This window comes from Aestuarium sp. (genome assembly GCF_023253315.1).
GTDB lineage: Bacteria > Pseudomonadota > Alphaproteobacteria > Rhodobacterales > Rhodobacteraceae > Marivivens > Marivivens donghaensis.
The window spans coordinates 1-14,985 of record NZ_JALRGW010000036.1; the positions used below are offsets into that span (position 1 = coordinate 1).

At 52.3% G+C, this 14,985-nt stretch carries 17 protein-coding genes and 1 pseudogene; 5 read left to right on the forward strand and 13 right to left on the reverse strand.

Annotated elements, in window-relative coordinates; translation table 11 throughout:
* Positions 1-278 precede the first annotated feature (278 nt).
* The 9 genes and pseudogenes from AC1QQ2_RS13095 to AC1QQ2_RS13135 all read right to left on the reverse strand — a co-directional run bounded on the left by AC1QQ2_RS13095 (position 279) and on the right by AC1QQ2_RS13135 (position 8,752).
* Positions 279-956, reverse strand: a complete 678-nt coding sequence (locus AC1QQ2_RS13095; protein WP_479713467.1) for a DUF2270 domain-containing protein — start codon at positions 954-956, stop codon at positions 279-281.
* 450 nt (positions 957-1,406) lie between these two features.
* Positions 1,407-2,147, reverse strand: a complete 741-nt coding sequence (locus AC1QQ2_RS13100) for a hypothetical protein (protein ID WP_479713482.1) — start codon at positions 2,145-2,147, stop codon at positions 1,407-1,409.
* Positions 2,148-2,180: 33 nt separating this feature from the next.
* Positions 2,181-2,609: pseudogene (locus tag AC1QQ2_RS13105) on the reverse strand (UxaA family hydrolase); the annotation flags it as partial.
* Positions 2,560-2,832: a UxaA family hydrolase gene (locus tag AC1QQ2_RS13110; RefSeq protein WP_479713468.1), complete on the reverse strand. Its 273-nt coding sequence runs from the start codon at positions 2,830-2,832 to the stop codon at positions 2,560-2,562. The gene AC1QQ2_RS13110 and the pseudogene AC1QQ2_RS13105, both read right to left, overlap by 50 nt.
* Positions 2,829-4,241 (reverse strand): aldehyde dehydrogenase family protein, encoded by a 1,413-nt coding sequence (locus AC1QQ2_RS13115; protein WP_479713469.1) that lies wholly within the window; start codon positions 4,239-4,241, stop codon positions 2,829-2,831. Before AC1QQ2_RS13115 ends, AC1QQ2_RS13110 begins: the two co-directional genes overlap by 4 nt.
* 4 nt (positions 4,242-4,245) lie before the next feature.
* Positions 4,246-5,541, reverse strand: coding sequence for a TRAP transporter large permease (locus AC1QQ2_RS13120; protein ID WP_479713470.1), 1,296 nt, complete (start codon positions 5,539-5,541; stop codon positions 4,246-4,248).
* Positions 5,534-6,007, reverse strand: coding sequence for a TRAP transporter small permease (locus tag AC1QQ2_RS13125; protein ID WP_479713471.1), 474 nt, complete (start codon positions 6,005-6,007; stop codon positions 5,534-5,536). The genes AC1QQ2_RS13120 and AC1QQ2_RS13125 overlap by 8 nt, the downstream gene beginning before the upstream one ends.
* Positions 6,008-6,068: 61 nt before the next feature.
* The gene (locus tag AC1QQ2_RS13130; RefSeq protein ID WP_479713472.1) at positions 6,069-7,124 is read right to left on the reverse strand and encodes a TRAP transporter substrate-binding protein; all 1,056 of its coding nucleotides are present in this window, start codon (positions 7,122-7,124) and stop codon (positions 6,069-6,071) included.
* Positions 7,125-7,153: 29 nt separating this feature from the next.
* Positions 7,154-8,752: a GMC family oxidoreductase gene (locus AC1QQ2_RS13135; protein WP_479713473.1), complete on the reverse strand. Its 1,599-nt coding sequence runs from the start codon at positions 8,750-8,752 to the stop codon at positions 7,154-7,156.
* A gap of 140 nt (positions 8,753-8,892) precedes the next feature.
* Between AC1QQ2_RS13135 and AC1QQ2_RS13140 the strand changes: the two genes are divergently transcribed.
* Complete coding sequence (locus AC1QQ2_RS13140; protein WP_479713474.1) at positions 8,893-9,621, forward strand: GntR family transcriptional regulator; 729 nt, start codon at positions 8,893-8,895, stop codon at positions 9,619-9,621.
* Complete coding sequence (locus AC1QQ2_RS13145; RefSeq protein WP_479713475.1) at positions 9,618-10,778, forward strand: mandelate racemase/muconate lactonizing enzyme family protein; 1,161 nt, start codon at positions 9,618-9,620, stop codon at positions 10,776-10,778. The genes AC1QQ2_RS13140 and AC1QQ2_RS13145 overlap by 4 nt, the downstream gene beginning before the upstream one ends.
* A 723-nt stretch (positions 10,779-11,501) precedes the next feature.
* On the opposite strand, the gene AC1QQ2_RS13150 is transcribed toward AC1QQ2_RS13145, so the two are convergent.
* On the reverse strand, positions 11,502-12,080 hold the full coding sequence (locus AC1QQ2_RS13150) for a hypothetical protein (protein WP_479713476.1): 579 nt from the start codon (positions 12,078-12,080) through the stop codon (positions 11,502-11,504).
* A 157-nt stretch (positions 12,081-12,237) separates the two neighbouring features.
* Between AC1QQ2_RS13150 and AC1QQ2_RS13155 the strand changes: the two genes are divergently transcribed.
* The 3 genes from AC1QQ2_RS13155 (at position 12,238) to AC1QQ2_RS13165 (ending at position 13,335) form a co-directional block, all read left to right on the forward strand.
* Positions 12,238-12,570, forward strand: a complete 333-nt coding sequence (locus AC1QQ2_RS13155) for a hypothetical protein (protein WP_479713477.1) — start codon at positions 12,238-12,240, stop codon at positions 12,568-12,570.
* Complete coding sequence (locus AC1QQ2_RS13160; RefSeq protein WP_479713483.1) at positions 12,554-12,859, forward strand: lytic transglycosylase domain-containing protein; 306 nt, start codon at positions 12,554-12,556, stop codon at positions 12,857-12,859. Before AC1QQ2_RS13155 ends, AC1QQ2_RS13160 begins: the two co-directional genes overlap by 17 nt.
* Before the next feature lie 197 nt (positions 12,860-13,056).
* Positions 13,057-13,335 carry a hypothetical protein gene (locus tag AC1QQ2_RS13165; RefSeq protein ID WP_479713478.1) on the forward strand — a complete coding sequence of 93 codons (279 nt, stop codon included), beginning with the start codon at positions 13,057-13,059 and terminating at the stop codon, positions 13,333-13,335.
* Positions 13,336-13,379: 44 nt separating this feature from the next.
* On the opposite strand, the gene AC1QQ2_RS13170 is transcribed toward AC1QQ2_RS13165, so the two are convergent.
* The 3 genes from AC1QQ2_RS13170 to AC1QQ2_RS13180 are packed head-to-tail and all read right to left on the reverse strand — an operon-like array spanning position 13,380 to position 14,531.
* A complete protein-coding gene (locus AC1QQ2_RS13170; RefSeq protein WP_479713479.1) occupies positions 13,380-13,790 on the reverse strand; it encodes a hypothetical protein in 411 nt (136 codons plus the stop codon).
* 12 nt (positions 13,791-13,802) lie between these two features.
* Entirely contained in the window at positions 13,803-14,042 is a 240-nt protein-coding gene (locus AC1QQ2_RS13175; protein WP_479713480.1) for a hypothetical protein, read from the reverse strand.
* A 30-nt stretch (positions 14,043-14,072) separates the two neighbouring features.
* Complete coding sequence (locus AC1QQ2_RS13180) at positions 14,073-14,531, reverse strand: hypothetical protein (RefSeq protein ID WP_479713481.1); 459 nt, start codon at positions 14,529-14,531, stop codon at positions 14,073-14,075.
* Between the last annotated feature and the right edge of the window lie 454 nt (positions 14,532-14,985).

The window sequence follows — 14,985 nt, forward strand, 5'->3', positions numbered from 1 at the left end:
CTTTGGTCGTTTGTTTGCCATTCATGGTCCTCCGTTTCCTAAACATAGCGGTGGACCGGTTCAGTGGGGGAGGCTCACGGTTTATGACCTGAGCCCCGCAAGGCTTTTCAGCCCTCCGATATTTGGGGTCTACGGGCTGCTAAGCCTTGCTTACGTCACGCCTCTTGGTGACGTTTCTGCTTTGCGAACCCGGTGACATTTCTACTTGGTTGCAACAGGCTCTGTTGGCGGGGTGCGCGCTATTCTGACTTGCGACTTTTGAGTGTTATCACACTCTTTCACCCTAACGCGTCGCCTGCACTCCTGAGCTTTGCATTCAACGCGTCCTTACGGCTTACATAATGAGTCAACATGACAAAGCTAGATACGTACAGCAGACCTCCTAACAAAATTAGTTCTCCTGGAATTGGGCCCACGCCGGCTCTTGCGACAAGTATTTCGACCGAAGAAGCAGAGGTTGGGTGGATTATCAATTTGCCTAAATAGGCAATGGTTTGAATAATCAGAATCCACAAATAGTTACGACGAACCCTCCGGCCCATGGCCGTAACGTAGCTGACATGATATTCTGGTTTTAGGTAGTCATTTGCCAAAATGTTCTGCCATTTGCAATTATTCTGATAGTCCTCATGGTGAAGCATGGGAGCATAAAAATATCTTTCCATCCATCGTGCCCGGGCGCGCCAAACATTGAAGTAGCGATACCTCCGCGCTTCGAGAATCATAAACAACCAAATCAGAATACCAATAATTAACAACGGAAGCGGTGAGGCTTCTGGCGAAGCGAAGGAGATTGATAAGGCGACGCCTAGCGAGACAACGGACCAATTGGTCGTGGTGTCCAGTCTGGTTCGCCAAATTGTACTGCGATAGACCTCACCTCGATACAAATGTGCGAGAGCGCCGATTTCAGCCGCCGTCAAATCACTATGTGTGTGTAGTTTAGTTTCGGTCATAAGTCGCCTGTATCGAGAGTGTTAAACCGTGTTCATTTACTTAATCAGCAGTTCAGATGCGCCTCGCGTTGCTCGCGAAAGGAACGGTTGATTGGAGCATTCCAATAGATGGCGCACCCTGCTCCAGCATTTTCCGCAACCAAAGTAAAAAACTCGGTTGAAAACTTTTTTCGCAAATCCCATTTTTTGCCTGAACTGAATGATTGGATAGTCTTCAAATTCCGTAGTGCGCTGAAGTCGTCTTCCGCATACAATCCTTAGATGGTTCCGGCGCATCAGTGTCTACGACGATGGACGTGATCGAGGCCGTGAACATGATCCGAAAACGGCATTTCGAAACGCCATTGACCTTTGGATTTCGCCAATTTGCTGAAGCCGCAGGGTAATCTCGTTTAGCAGGCGGACTTTCAGACTTTTGATGAATCTCGCGGTACAACCTCATCAAATGATCTAAAGAGGCAAACGCGACATCGGAACGATGACTTGACCCTCCTGCCATCTTTCCGCGCAAGTCACTTTTCCATCAGAAATCTGGCCGATCAGGTCGAATATGCGTTCGGCAGGATCATCGCATGTGGAGTGTCCAGAAATTGCTCCCGACACATCCATATCAATTGAGTCCGACCACTCCGCACAGGTTATTGGATTACCGCAGATTTTTATGGTTGGCGCGAGGGGAAGGCCGGACGGATTGTAGACGCCTACGGCGAAAAGGTTGATTTGTGCGCCGCCCAGAACCATACCTGTCAGCGATGTCGGGCTGAAAAACGGAGTGTGCATAAAGAACAATCCTCGACCATCTGGTTGTTCACCAAATCCCAAAGTTCCTGCAAACTTCGACTTGCCAATTTTGCAGATCGCACCCATCGTCTTTTCTGTCAGGGTGCTCAGCCCTGCCTCGATATTTTCCTGCGTCGGGTTCACACCGCGATAATCGATACCGTCGGCTACCATCATCTCTTCTTCGGCCTGCAAATACGCTAATATATCTGCTGCAACCTCTGGCGTTTGACATTGTGAACGGACAACTTGCTCACCACCCAAAAACTCTGCAGTCTCGGACACGATCGCTGTGCCCCCGGCAGAAATCAGGCGATCCACAAAACGACCAATCGCCGGGTTTGCACAAAGCGCCGATGTTGGGTCGGAGCCCCCGCATTCCAGCGCGACTGTCAGATCGGACAGATTCATAGCGGTTTTCGGGTTGTCGGAAACCTTTGCCACGAGCGATTGCAAATCGGATACCATGGCGTCAAGTGCCGCTTGCACTCCTCGATGCGCCATCATCGAAACGACGGTTATTGGTTTGCCTAGGCGTTTGCTGGCAGCTTTCAGGTCAGCGGCAGCCGCGCGGTCATGTGTGACGACCAGGGCGGCCCCCACGTTGGGATGCGCAATCACAGCGCGTATCATGTCTGCCTGAAGCTGAGCATCCGGCCCGCGCAGACCTCGTTGGAAAGACGGGCAGATGGGCAGGGTGCCCGGGACTCGGGCGGAGACAAGACCGGTGATCCTGTCGGTCAAAGCGACCGTTGAAAAGGCAATCACATGATTTCGTAGCCCGATCCGGCCATCAGAGCGCCGCCAGCCGGCGCCAACTGGTTCATCTGATATTGTGGACATGCACGTGTTCCCCCGCACCAATGGCCTCATAGGCGTGACCGATCACCACCCCATATTTCACGATAGCTTCACCCAGAGAAATGCTGCGCAACGCCACCTTATGTCCGAAGGGCACACCTTTTGCGATGGTCAGCCCCCCGGAGATCGTGGCACAGTCCACCTTGCCGTCCAACAATGTGGCCACATTGTCCTGCGCATGCGCCGTTACGGACAAGCGCGTCTTGGGATCAACCGACGGTATTGCCTTGGTCATGCCTGCCCCTTGCGGAAGACCGTATGTTCCTGCGTATAGAAATGCAGCGTCGACGGGCCATTCGAACCACCAACCCCGAGCGAAGAGTTTTTGACGCCCACGAATGGCGCGTGGTCTTCAGGAAAGCTGCCACAGTTGACGTGGAGCATCCCGCTTTCGGCTTCAGAAACAAACCGTTCAACGAGCGGTGTCTGCTCTGAATAGAGACAGGCGGAGAGGCCAAATTCAACATCGTTGCAAATGGCCAGCGCCTCATCCGGCGTGTCATAGGGAATGACCGCAAGCACCGGACCGAAGACTTCGTCGCGGGCCACTTCCATGTCCGGTGTGACGTTGCATAGGACCGTAGGGGCATAAAAATAGCCGCCGTCCTGGTCAATCATCTCTCCCCCGGCGGCAACGACTGCCCCGTCGGCAACGGCGCGGCTCACAAAGCCCGCTACATCAGCGCGAGCCTTTTCCCCCATCAAAGGCCCGATCGTAGATGTGGTGTCAAGCCCGTCGCCAATCTTGGCAGCCTTTGCCCGCTGTGCCAGCCCATCGACAACCTGTGCTTCAAGTTCGCGGCGCACGATCACGCGGCTGATGGCGGTACAACGCTGCCCGCAGACCGAAAAGGCTGCTGCATAGATTTGGTTCAGAGCGACTTCCAAATCGCTGGCATCGTTCAGAATGACAGGGTTCTTTCCGCCCAACTCAAGACTAATCTCGGCAAGGTTTGCCGCCGCTGCTTGTGCTACGATCCGGCCAATTGCTACTGATCCGGTGAAGCTGATCGCATTGACCCCTTCGGCCGAAGTCAGAGCAGCCCCGAGCGCGCCCGACCCATAGGCTATTTGGAACAAACCCTTTGGCAAAATTGCGTCAGCAACTTCCTGCATGATGAAAGCTGCACCCGGAGTGCTGACCGACGGCTTCAGGACCATGGCATTGCCATAGAGGAGCGCCGGGATCGTCTTTCGTATGGGCGTGCTGAAGGGAAAGTTCCACGGGGTAATCCCAACGATCACCCCGCGTGGGCGGCGGGTCGAATAGATCACGGTACCGGGTTTTTGGGACGGCAAGACTTCGCCGATCGGCGAAGATGCGCGCCGTGTCGTGGCGCGCCCTTCGCCAAGGGCCTTGGCGACCTCACCGTGGGATTCCGCGATGATTTTCCCCATTTCACGAGTGATTGACGTCGCGATGTCATCGGCGCGCGCCTCTAACGCGTCCAGAAAAGCATCGACCAACCGACCACGTTCCTGTTGGGTAGCCTTCGCCCATTCTCGCTGTGCTTTGTGGGCGGATGCGATCATCGCTGGCACTTCATCCGGCGCTTTCGTCTCAAATACGCCAACGATCTCGCTTGGGTTAGCCGGATTGCGGACTTCTATGGACTTAGCCGGATTGCGGACTTCTATGGACATTGTGTTACCTCAAGCTTCGTAGGGTTTCGGGCAGCCAGAGGCTGAGTTGCGGGATGAAAATCACGATGAGCATTGCGATCATCAGGGTGAAGACGAACGGCAGGATTGCAACTGCCACTTTTTCGAATTTAATGTTCGCGATTTGGCTGGCGACAAACAGGTTGACCCCAAGCGGTGGTGTCAGGAAGGCGATCTCGATCGTCACAATCAGGATAATGCCAAAGTGCACCGGATCGACGCCGTAGCTTTTGACCAGCGGCACGAGGATTGGAGCCAGAATGATGATCGCACTGATCGTTTCCATGAACGTGCCAATGATGATCAACAGGGCACAGATGATCAGAAGAATGATGATCGCGCTATCGGTGATTCCACTGAAGGTTTTGACCACATCCTGCGGAATTTGCTCAAGCGTAATCACAGTCGCGAAAAGCGTCGAACAGGCAACGATGATCATCAGCGCACCACCCAGTTTGACCGCTCCGTCGAAGGCGACCAGCAGGCTGGCAAGGGTGAGTTGCCGATAGACAACCAGACTTACGACAAGGGCATAGACAACGGCACATACCGAAGCCTCGACCGGGGTGAAAATCCCCGAATAGATGCCTCCAAGGATCATGACAGGCAGGAACAACGCAAATTTGGCCTTCCAAATTAGGTTCCAGATGCTCTGGCGCGGCGCATCGGCATCGACGGTCATTACCGCGCCCGCGCGTCGTGCGATAAAGTAGGCAACACCAGCCAGAAGAAATGCGGTGAGGAGCCCCGGAACCATGCCAGCAGCAAAAAGGTCGGCAATAGAGACGTTAGCGATAATCCCGTAAATGATCAGTGGATTACTGGGGGGAATCATTACCCCCAATGTACCACCGGTTGCCGAAACCGAAGCGGCATATGCGGGGGGGTAGCCATATTTGATCATTGCCGGGATCATGATAGCCCCAATTGCGGCGACCGTGCCGGGACCGGACCCGGAAATCGCGGCAAAGAACATGCAGGAAAAGATTGTCACAAGGCCAAGACTGCCTGCTATGTGACCGAAAGCGTGCCGGAAAATGCCGATGATGTCTTCGGTAATGCCTCCCTTTTCCATGATGTTGCCCGCCAGAATAAAGGCAGGGATGGCGAGAAGCGGAAACTGATCCAGCCCGTTCAACACGTTTTGTGTTGCAAACACGAGCGGCGCATCGGTCAGATAGCTGATCGTCAGGCCCGTGATGCCGAGACTGACATAGATCGGGAGCCCCAAAACCAGCAGGAGGGGAAAGAGAATCGTGAGAACCAGGATAACTTCATTCATTGAAATATCCTCCGCGCAGAAGAGTAAAGAGATCTCGCAGATGCAAAAGGAAGATCATCACGAAGCCCGCGCACATCGCGGCGAAAAGGATGTTCTGATTGAACTCAAGAGCAGGAGAGATGTTGGGATAGCGAAGCCCGTCGATGAAATTGAGTGCGGAAAAAACGACCATGACAGCAGCAAAACCCAGCACCACGATGGTGTGGAAGAAGGCGATGGGCCGTTTCCCGATCTTGCTCGATATCCAGTCCGAAAACACTGACACACTTAGGTGCGACCGTGTAATCGTGCCGTAGGCAGCGGCGATAAATACCATTGTGATGAAACTGAAACGGCCAGTTTCCTCGGTCCAATCGACGGCCCAGTTAAATTCTCGCGCAATCACCTGCAAAAAGAGCGAGACTACCATAAATGCCAACAACGCCGAGGCCAGCAGCAAAAGAGATTTTCGCAAAACGTTTTCCATACACACTTTCTCCAAGACTGTGTTTGCCCGCAATCAGAGACCGCGGGCAACGTTGGTTGGATTATTCGCCCGGGTACTGGGCAAGGATTTCCAGAGCTTTCTTAACGACTTCTTCGCCATCGGGGCCGATCGCATCGTAGTATTCCGGCCAGATAGCGCGGGCTTTTTCAAGCCATTCAGACTCATCTTCGATCGCTGTAATCTCTAAGCCTGCTTCACGCGCCATTTCCCACCAGTTTGCTTCGTCCAGCGGCTGCCACCAACGAATGTAGTCCGTGGCTTCTTTGCCAGCGCGCAATACAGCGGCTTGATGTTCTTCGGACAGGCCCTGGAACCAACGCTCCGACACGACGATCGGGTGGGTCAAGATGGTATAGTGGAATGTTGTCATCCGATTGATGACCTCATCAAACTTCATACCCATCACATCAGTGACCGGGTTATCACCACCTTCCACGACGCCCTGTTGCAACGCCGAATAAAGCTCGGCCCAGGCGATTGGAGTCGGGTTGCCACCCCACGCTTCGTAAGATGCAATCATGATCGGGTTCGGCGGCACTCGCATTTTCAGCGCTGCCAGATCACCGGGTTCTTCGATGGGTTCATCAGATTTGTAGAAAAATGAGCGCCAGCCTGAGTTTTCCCAACCTACAATGCGCACGCCCGCCTCTTCTATGACACGCGGAACAAGGTAAGGGGTGAGCTCATCCTGAAGGTAGTTCACCTGTTCGGTGGACGTGGCTAGATAGGGCAGGATGAATACGTTTAGCGACGGAGCAAGTGCCGCGATGTTGTTGGTGGCGGGCAAAGTGACTTGCAATGCGCCCTGCCGAGCCTGCTGGACCATCTCGCGCTCTCCGCCAAGCTGGGCGCCAGGGAAGATTTCGGGGCGGATTTCATTATGCGTGTAAATTGCCACCAGTTCGGCAAAGCGTTTCAGAGTCGCGGTATGCGATGACCATTCCATATTGACCGAATGGCCGATTTTCATGGTGATCTGATCGTCCATCTCTGGTACCGACCGCCAATCCATTGGATTGGTTTCCTGCGCCGATGCAAGCACCGGCCCAATGGCAAGCGCTCCGGCGAGCCAAGCGGCTTTTGTCCAAGTTTTCATGTCGTTTCTCCTCCTGGTTGGTTGCATAACTATTGGTCGCCGCGGATCATTGCAGCGGCCTTTTCCGCGATCATGTAAGTGGGGGCATTGGTATTTGCCGATGTAATCTTCGGCATGATTGAGGCATCCACAACGCGGAGTCCCTCTACGCCTTGAACGCGCAAAGTTGGGTCAACTACAGCGGTTTCATCGCTTCCCATCCGGCAAGTGCCGACAAGGTGATAAACGGTCGTAGCATTCGCGCGAATTGAATTCATCATGTCGTCATCAGAGCAAAGTTCGCCACCTGGAATGACCTCACGGCTCCACATTTTGCGAAACGCGGGTTGCTGATAGATGTCACGCACCATTTTCAACCCCTCAAGCGTCACGTCGCGATCTCGCTGCGCCTCGAAATAGTTCATGCGGATGGTTGGATCACGGGACGGATCAGCAGAAGAAATCCGAATGCTGCCGCGACTTTCGGGGTGGCATTGCCAGAACGACGTCGTGAAGCCGGAATAGGGGTGCAACGGCTTTCCCGGTTTATCTACCGACAGCGGCATGACGAACAACTGAAGATCAGGGCGCCCACCTGCCGCATATTTGGTGCAGGCGGCCCCGCCAACCTGCCCAGCACCGACGGAAAGAGGCCCTGATCCACCAACAAGCCAGTCGAGCCCCATCTTGGCAAGGCTGAAAGGGTTGCGCATATGGTCATTCAGCGAAAGCCCGCGATCTTTCAGCTCTACGATGGTGCGCATCTGAATGTGGTCTTGCAGGTTCTCACCGACCTCCGGCGCATCATGCCGCACCGTGATCCCATGCTGACCCAACAGTGCGGCCGGTCCGATACCTGACAGCTGCAAGATCTGTGGGGTTTGAACCGAGCCGCCGCAGAGGATCACTTCGCAATCGGCAAGGGCTGTGCGCTCCTGGCCACCCTGACGATAGGTAACGCCCTGCGCGCGCCGCCCTGCAAATGTCACGCCGGTCACGGCGGCGCGAAGCTTAACCGTCAGATTCGGGCGGCCCATCGCCGGCTTGAGAAACGCAGTCGCCGCGCTATCGCGCCACCGCCCTCGAAGCGTTAATTGATAGGATCCAATGCCATGGGTAGAGGCCCCATTGAAATCCGGATTGCTGGGCAGCCCCATCTCTTGCGCCGCTCTGATCCAAGCGTCACATGCCGAGTTTTTATTTCGCAATTCGCTGATCTGAAGCGGCCCATGCGCCCCTCGATATTGTGAAGGCGGCCCTGAATAAGTTTCCAATTTGCGAAAATGCGGCAGAACGTTTTCATAGCCCCATCCGCGGGCGCCCATCTCTTCCCAATCTTCAAAATCCTCATGTTGGCCGCGGATGTAGATCAGTCCGTTGATCGAGCTCGACCCCCCGATAACCCGCCCACGAGGACAATCCATTTGCCGCCCATTGATGCCGCCATCAGGCTCTGAGCGATAAAGATGAGAAAAGGTCGAGTTGTAGATAGATTTGTAGTAGCCGACCGGCAATTTCAGCCAAAAATTTCGATCCGAACCGCCGCCCTCTAAGACCAAAACGCGGCAGGCGGGATCCTCAGTCAAACGCGCTGCTAACGTCGCCCCTGCTGTGCCCGCACCTACGATGATGTAGTCGTACCCTGACACGTCACCTCACCCCCCAATATCTAAAGTCCTATTTTTAGGACTAATTTACTTTTTACCTTTTGGCAATGCAAAAATTCTAAAAATAGAACTTTAACACTTTTTGGTGGTTGGCTACATGAAAACCAGCTAACCTCACAGTTATGAAAAAACCAAAGCTCCGCCGGGATGGCACTCCACTCTACTTGCAAGTCACAGATGTCATGCGACAGCGAATTCTTCGTGGTCAGTGGGTTACAGGGGAGTTTCTGCCCACGATCGACGAACTGATGCAGGAATTCGAGGTCGCGCGAATCACGGTCCGCGATGCCGTCAAGATCCTTGAATCAGAAGGACTGGTCCAACCTAGGCGCGGTCGGGGTACGATGGTATTGCCTCACCAGCCACCCACCCGACCGCTAAACGTGGTGACCAGCCTCGCTGAACTTGTTGACCTTTATCGCGGTGATGTTCCCGATCTCGTTAGTCTTGACGACACTGAAGCCGACTTGCCTGATGGGGTAACATTCGGCAAGGCGGCACCAAAATATCATAAGCTCAGACGCATACATTCGCGTGATGGGCAGCGATATTGCGTTATTACACTTTATATTTCCAAGGCAGTCTTTGACCGGCACGAGGCGTTGCTTCGGACTGAGCTAGCCCTACCAGTGTTATTTGATGATACCGATCTGCGTATTGAAAAAGCGCGGCAAAGCTTGATTGTCAGCAAATGTGATCTAGAAACGGCAGGCTTGCTTGACCTTAAGGTCGGAGAGCCGATGGCAGAGGTGCGTAGGATAATGTGCGACGAAAGCGGGGAGATCTTCTACTTAGCCGATGTGATCTATCGCGGGGACTTTATTCGACTGGATGTGGACCTATTGGAATGACCGACCGCCTTCGCATACAACGTATACAGGGATTTGCCTTTCGCAGCCCCATCGCCAACCCGGTTCAAACATCCTTTGGCATCATGAAAGACCGGCCCGCAGCATTCGTGCGCATTGAGGATCAGGACGGCTGTTTCGGCTGGGGAGAGATCTTTGCCAACTGGCCCGCCGCAGCCGCAGAGCATCGGGTCAATTTGTTGGTTCGAGATGTTGCACCTTTAGTCTTTGGGCAAGCCTTTTCTCATCCTGAACAAATGTTTGATTTGCTGACATCCCGGACGGACATCGTTGCGTTGCAAAGCGGAGAATGGGGTCCTTTTCGGCAAGTCATCGCCGGGCTCGACATCGCGCTGTGGGACCTTTTCTCACGCAGGAAGAGGCAGGCTCTTCGACATTACATAAACTCTGATGCTTCCGACGTCGTACCCGCTTATGCGAGCGGAATGCATATCAAGGACGCTGAAAAGCTTATCCCCAAGTCCCGTGAAATTGGCTTCTCTGCTTTTAAAGTGAAAGTGGGCTTCAATATGGAAGACGACATAGCTCTGCTGGAACAGGCCTTTGACACCCTAACCCCAGCCGATACCATCGCGGCAGACGCAAACCAGGGCTGGACAGAAGAGGCTGCATTCACGTTCATTTCTTCCACTCGTGGCCTTCCACTAGAGTGGTTGGAAGAACCGATCCGTGCGGATGCTGATCCCATGGCTTGGGCCGCTTTGTCACGCGCCAGCCCCCATCCTTTGGCAGGTGGGGAAAATCTGGTTGGTTTCGACGAATTTGATAGAGCACTCGAGAGGGCTCATTTGCGGATTTTGCAACCAGATATTATCAAATGGGGCGGCATTACGGGATGCTTGAGTATCGGGCGGAATGTGAAGGCTGCTGGCCTGCGCTATTGCCCGCATTTCTTGGGAGGCGGGATCGGACTGCAAGCGTCAGCCAATCTATTGGCAGCGGTTGGCGGAGATGGACAGCTTGAGGTCGACGCTAATCCCAATCCGCTTAGGGACGCGTTTGGTTCGGTCGAAACACGCATCTTGGATCATGGGTGGTGTTGTAATCTTGAGCCCGGCATTGGTATCGTCTCTATACCGGAAGAGCTGACTAAATTTGAAACACACAAGGCGGAAGTCTTGTCGTCAATGCATCTGTGAATAAAGCAACCCCATATCAGAAAACGGCATTTGGGGACAATATGTCCCTACCGCTGAAAACAGACTTCATGAAAATAAGATGAATCGGTTTTGTGCCATGGAAAAGGACGTTGAAATCGAACCCACGCAGTTCATTTTCCCAGTCAACGATTCCAGGCCGCCCCCTGTCTTGCCGCCAAGGCCTGACATCATTTCTCTATGCGCTTGTGGGTTTGGATTCTGCTGCAGAAGCCATACCGCCGCCTATATGTTGCCGAGTGTCAGTGATTGGGCTGTGTCTTTGCGCAAGCCTTCGTTCGTCGCGGTAGTTATCAATTCGCCCTAAAATGGTCCATTGGCGATGACGTCAGACAAAGTTGCGCAAAATGTTAACCGTGCGACCCCAAATCAGTTTCGACCCTCCGAAGCCAATTGCAGGGCTAGCGGATCAACTGTCCTCTGTGCGGTTGCCTTCTCAAAGCAATCGCCAATTTCAAATCCAACCCTCGGATAATTCGTTAAATCTGTAACGGGAGTTAACCCGATGCCCCCTCCTCGCTGCACCGCACAACCTATAGCCGAAGGTTGCTTGAAGACTTCGGCTGGCATGAAACTGGTCTGGCGGGAATTTCGTTGGAATACCGGAAAGACCAACAAGATGTGGTTTGTCGACCCTGAAGATGTGAACGATGGCGAAATCGAAGTCCGTCCACTCGACAATTCCAAGTCAACTGGCAACCGCACCTAGTACGGAAACCACTCCGAGTGATCCATGTCGCCTTCGTAGTCGCCGTATTCGACCATCACAGCTCGGTGAGAAAAACTGTAGCGACCTCTGCTGCTCGGAAAGGATATCGACTGGCCATTCTCGCTGACAAAATTTTCTGGCCAGGGCGAGTGTGATCCGTAGACGCGCACATGGTAGCGGCAGTTTCGGTTCTCGTGATCGCAGGATCGTACATACCAATCCCACTGACGGGGATCATCTCGCGGCTCGTAGGACCTTCCATAGAACCAAAGAACCCGCGTTTTTCGCAGCCACGCGTATTCCGGGATGGAAATGTCCAGTTCCCCTTGTCCTCCTGGCCCGCCGAGTTCGACCGGCACGGCCGCGAACGTGCAGATCCCGAAGGGTGGCCTGACTGGCCAAGGCGTGATACGTCGAATCATCTCCGCATATGCAGCGGCGCAGACGGCGCTCGACGGAAAGCCACCTGCCATACACAGCATGATTGCACAATCCATGTCGTAAGCACGCGCAGGTTTTGTGCCAAACGCACCAAAACCAAGCGCAATAACTACGCTCACCATCAACCGTCGCATTAGTTTCTCCAATGATTATTGCAATCTATCATCTACTTAGCATGTTTTTGGCGGGAATCTACCTTTTTTCTATTTCGTACGTTTTATATATATTGACTCTATCTGCGGTTTTCGTGTCATTTGCATGATGTATGAAGGTCTCTCAGAGGGAGAGACCATGCCGATAGCAAGACACCTAAGCCTGATCACGCTCGATGGAGTGAAGGATCTGATCGCCAGAGGCGTTGAGTTCACATGTCGGTACGAGCTCGTGAGAGGCACAGGTGACGGCAAGCCGCTCTACCACTGCATCTACACGGTCGGGGATGAGGAGCTCATCCTGGTCGCGGCAAAGGTGCAGAAGCACGGCCCCAAAGTGCGCGAGTTCGCGCTTTGGCCGGGGCTCGTCAATCACCACGTCAATTTTGGCGATGGCCACCCTGTCAGCATTGATCTCGATATCCGCAACGCCGAGGGCGGCGATGGCGGATCTGATGGTGATCGGGACTGACGGCAGCGTCAGAACATCCGACTGGACCTATCACAATCGAACCACAACGGAATCTGCTGTCTCCCGGGCCGAAACCGCCATTCCCGAGACAAATCAAGCAGTTCTCGCAGCTATTCGTGCGACATCACAGCGGCACGCCGCAAATCGTAGCCTGGCTCTTGTTGGGCTGTCAGCCACTGATTGGCATGTCCTCTTCCAGGCCCTGATCGAGGCCGAAAGCAGCTACAACCCAAACGCTGTCAGCCCCAAAGGCGCCTACGGAATAGGTGGTCGCCCGTTTGGCGCTTAATGCAATGGTGCCCGGCTATTTACGCCTCAGCTACGGTAGGGTTAAAAAATTACAGAAAAAAGGAAAATGCTTTGACTAAGCGAGATGTATCCAGACTTCTGTTCAGAAGTTACGCAACGGCAGATGACTACTTCAGATGTCTGGGTGGTTCGGGACAGTATTCTGGATTTGAGTTTTGGCATCCCGCTGCTTTGGTCATGTTGCTGGTACTGAAAGCTTCTGGGAAGACAAGCGAAGAGCAGATTGAAAAGATTAAGTTTGAGCTGCCCTTTCCGCTTTTGACAGGCTGCGATGGTTTGGCGGCACGGCTCGAGGAAATAGTCGACCGATACGGCCCCTATGAGCTTTCGGGAACACATGACGATCTGCTTAGTTTCTGGGAAAGGTTCGGGGCTATGAAACCGGACAAACTCCCATACAAGACAGTTAACGATGGGATCAGGCTTGCAATCTCAAATCTGTCCCACAAGGGCTGACGTCAGACAGAACTGAGAGGTAAAAAATTCAATGCACTTCTACGTCAGTCTATTCTTACACAACTCCAAGCATTTACTGGTAAATAATCTGACATATTTCGCATGTGACGCTCCAAAAATTGGACACTTCGCATCTCAGCCTTTTCAAAATCTACAAGAACAACCGAGCCAGTATAGTCAGCCCCAGTAGGTTCAATAAATAGGTAATCAGAAATTTTGAGCAGAGATGAATTTCGAGATGACCCGTCGCCAAGATATGGAAAATCTTCTCCACTCTTAGTGCTTTGCTGCAGAACCTGATTAATAAGAATGTCTCCCGAGTTTTGCTCAATAATATGCTGAACTGCTTCAAAAACAATGTAGTCATATTTGCAGATCATTTCACGTGAAAAGGCGCTACCAGGAATTAATTGCACCATAATAATGGACGCCAGTATTTTTAAATAATATCTCACCTTCAATTTTCCTCAAATGTATGCGGCATAAAAAGCAATAACCAATAGGCAAAACAGGATAGCTTCCAGGACCACAAATATTCCCCTCAATATATAAACGATTTCTCGCGCGTCACTATCCTTTACCCACTTATAATCATCGCGACGACCTTGCTGGTGCCACCTCGCATTTGCATACACAGCAACTATAAGTAGAGGCATCCAGCCTCCCGTTGGAATATTTTTGATTATTGTTTCAATCATATTAAACATTTCTCTTCCCCAAATTTATATTAGTTATACTTAAAGTTTTATTTTGGTATGAAGCTGAAAGGAATGTAGTTGCCTGTTTGAAATTTTCACCCAATAATCATATTTATAAAGCCTTCTAATGGAGGATACAGGATGCACAATAAGGAATAATATGTACCTCAATGGGTCAAAAGTTTTTCTTCGGCATAAAGCAGCCGCGTTCTCTAAGTAGTCGCGAATCCGAAACGGTGTATTGTCAATAAATTCCTTCGCATCTTTCCCAAAATCTAAGAGACCTTCACCGACAGCCCACCAATCAATTCGATCAATGGCTTCCTCAAAGACTTGCTGGGGTAAGTTGGGATCATCCCAATCTACAGCTACGTATTTAATTCCATCAGCATCATAGTCCGAGGTTGAAAAGTCCGACAAATCTTCCCAGTCCGAGACTATGTCCCAGTAGAGTGACCAATCGATGATTTCTTTTTGAAGTGCTTCTGGAATGGGCAATCCAGAAAGCTTGTCATCTTCGTATATACAATAGCTGATGATGCGAACGCATCGCTTTCGCTTATCTTTAGGACTTTCAAGGTGAGGCCGATGTCCTGAAAATAACTACGTTTGTCTCCACGCTTCGCGCCATCAGACAGCGCTACTGCGAGAAATTTTTCCTTCACACTTCTGTACGCCAACACTGTGTTCTAAACCCTGTTCCAAAACAGTGTGTTCGTTAGCTGTGTTGCACTTGCTGTGGCCAACACAGCGAATCCAAACACTGTGTTCAACACAGTGTTTTTCAGCCACCAACACATGACAAAACTGTGCGATAAGTGTGCAACACATTTTGTAAAAATGTGCGATGGCTAAGTTATTGATTTTACTTTTAAAAATGGTGCCCAGGGGCGGATTTGAACCACCGACACGAGGATTTTCAATCCACTGCTCTACCCCTGAGCTACCCGGG

Bases quoted from the DNA above. Each gene is read 5' to 3' on its own strand.
- AC1QQ2_RS13095 (WP_479713467.1), bottom strand. From the start codon at position 956: ATGACCGAAACTAAACTACACACACATAGTGATTTGACGGCGGCTGAA.
- AC1QQ2_RS13100 (WP_479713482.1), bottom strand. From the start codon at position 2,147: ATGAATCTGTCCGATCTGACAGTCGCGCTGGAATGCGGGGGCTCCGAC.
- AC1QQ2_RS13110 (WP_479713468.1), bottom strand. From the start codon at position 2,832: ATGACCAAGGCAATACCGTCGGTTGATCCCAAGACGCGCTTGTCCGTA.
- AC1QQ2_RS13115 (WP_479713469.1), bottom strand. From the start codon at position 4,241: ATGTCCATAGAAGTCCGCAATCCGGCTAAGTCCATAGAAGTCCGCAAT.
- AC1QQ2_RS13120 (WP_479713470.1), bottom strand. From the start codon at position 5,541: ATGAATGAAGTTATCCTGGTTCTCACGATTCTCTTTCCCCTCCTGCTG.
- AC1QQ2_RS13125 (WP_479713471.1), bottom strand. From the start codon at position 6,007: ATGGAAAACGTTTTGCGAAAATCTCTTTTGCTGCTGGCCTCGGCGTTG.
- AC1QQ2_RS13130 (WP_479713472.1), bottom strand. From the start codon at position 7,124: ATGAAAACTTGGACAAAAGCCGCTTGGCTCGCCGGAGCGCTTGCCATT.
- AC1QQ2_RS13140 (WP_479713474.1), top strand. From the start codon at position 8,893: ATGAAAAAACCAAAGCTCCGCCGGGATGGCACTCCACTCTACTTGCAA.
- AC1QQ2_RS13145 (WP_479713475.1), top strand. From the start codon at position 9,618: ATGACCGACCGCCTTCGCATACAACGTATACAGGGATTTGCCTTTCGC.
- AC1QQ2_RS13150 (WP_479713476.1), bottom strand. From the start codon at position 12,080: ATGCGACGGTTGATGGTGAGCGTAGTTATTGCGCTTGGTTTTGGTGCG.
- AC1QQ2_RS13155 (WP_479713477.1), top strand. From the start codon at position 12,238: ATGCCGATAGCAAGACACCTAAGCCTGATCACGCTCGATGGAGTGAAG.
- AC1QQ2_RS13160 (WP_479713483.1), top strand. From the start codon at position 12,554: ATGGTGATCGGGACTGACGGCAGCGTCAGAACATCCGACTGGACCTAT.
- AC1QQ2_RS13165 (WP_479713478.1), top strand. From the start codon at position 13,057: ATGTTGCTGGTACTGAAAGCTTCTGGGAAGACAAGCGAAGAGCAGATT.
- AC1QQ2_RS13175 (WP_479713480.1), bottom strand. From the start codon at position 14,042: ATGTTTAATATGATTGAAACAATAATCAAAAATATTCCAACGGGAGGC.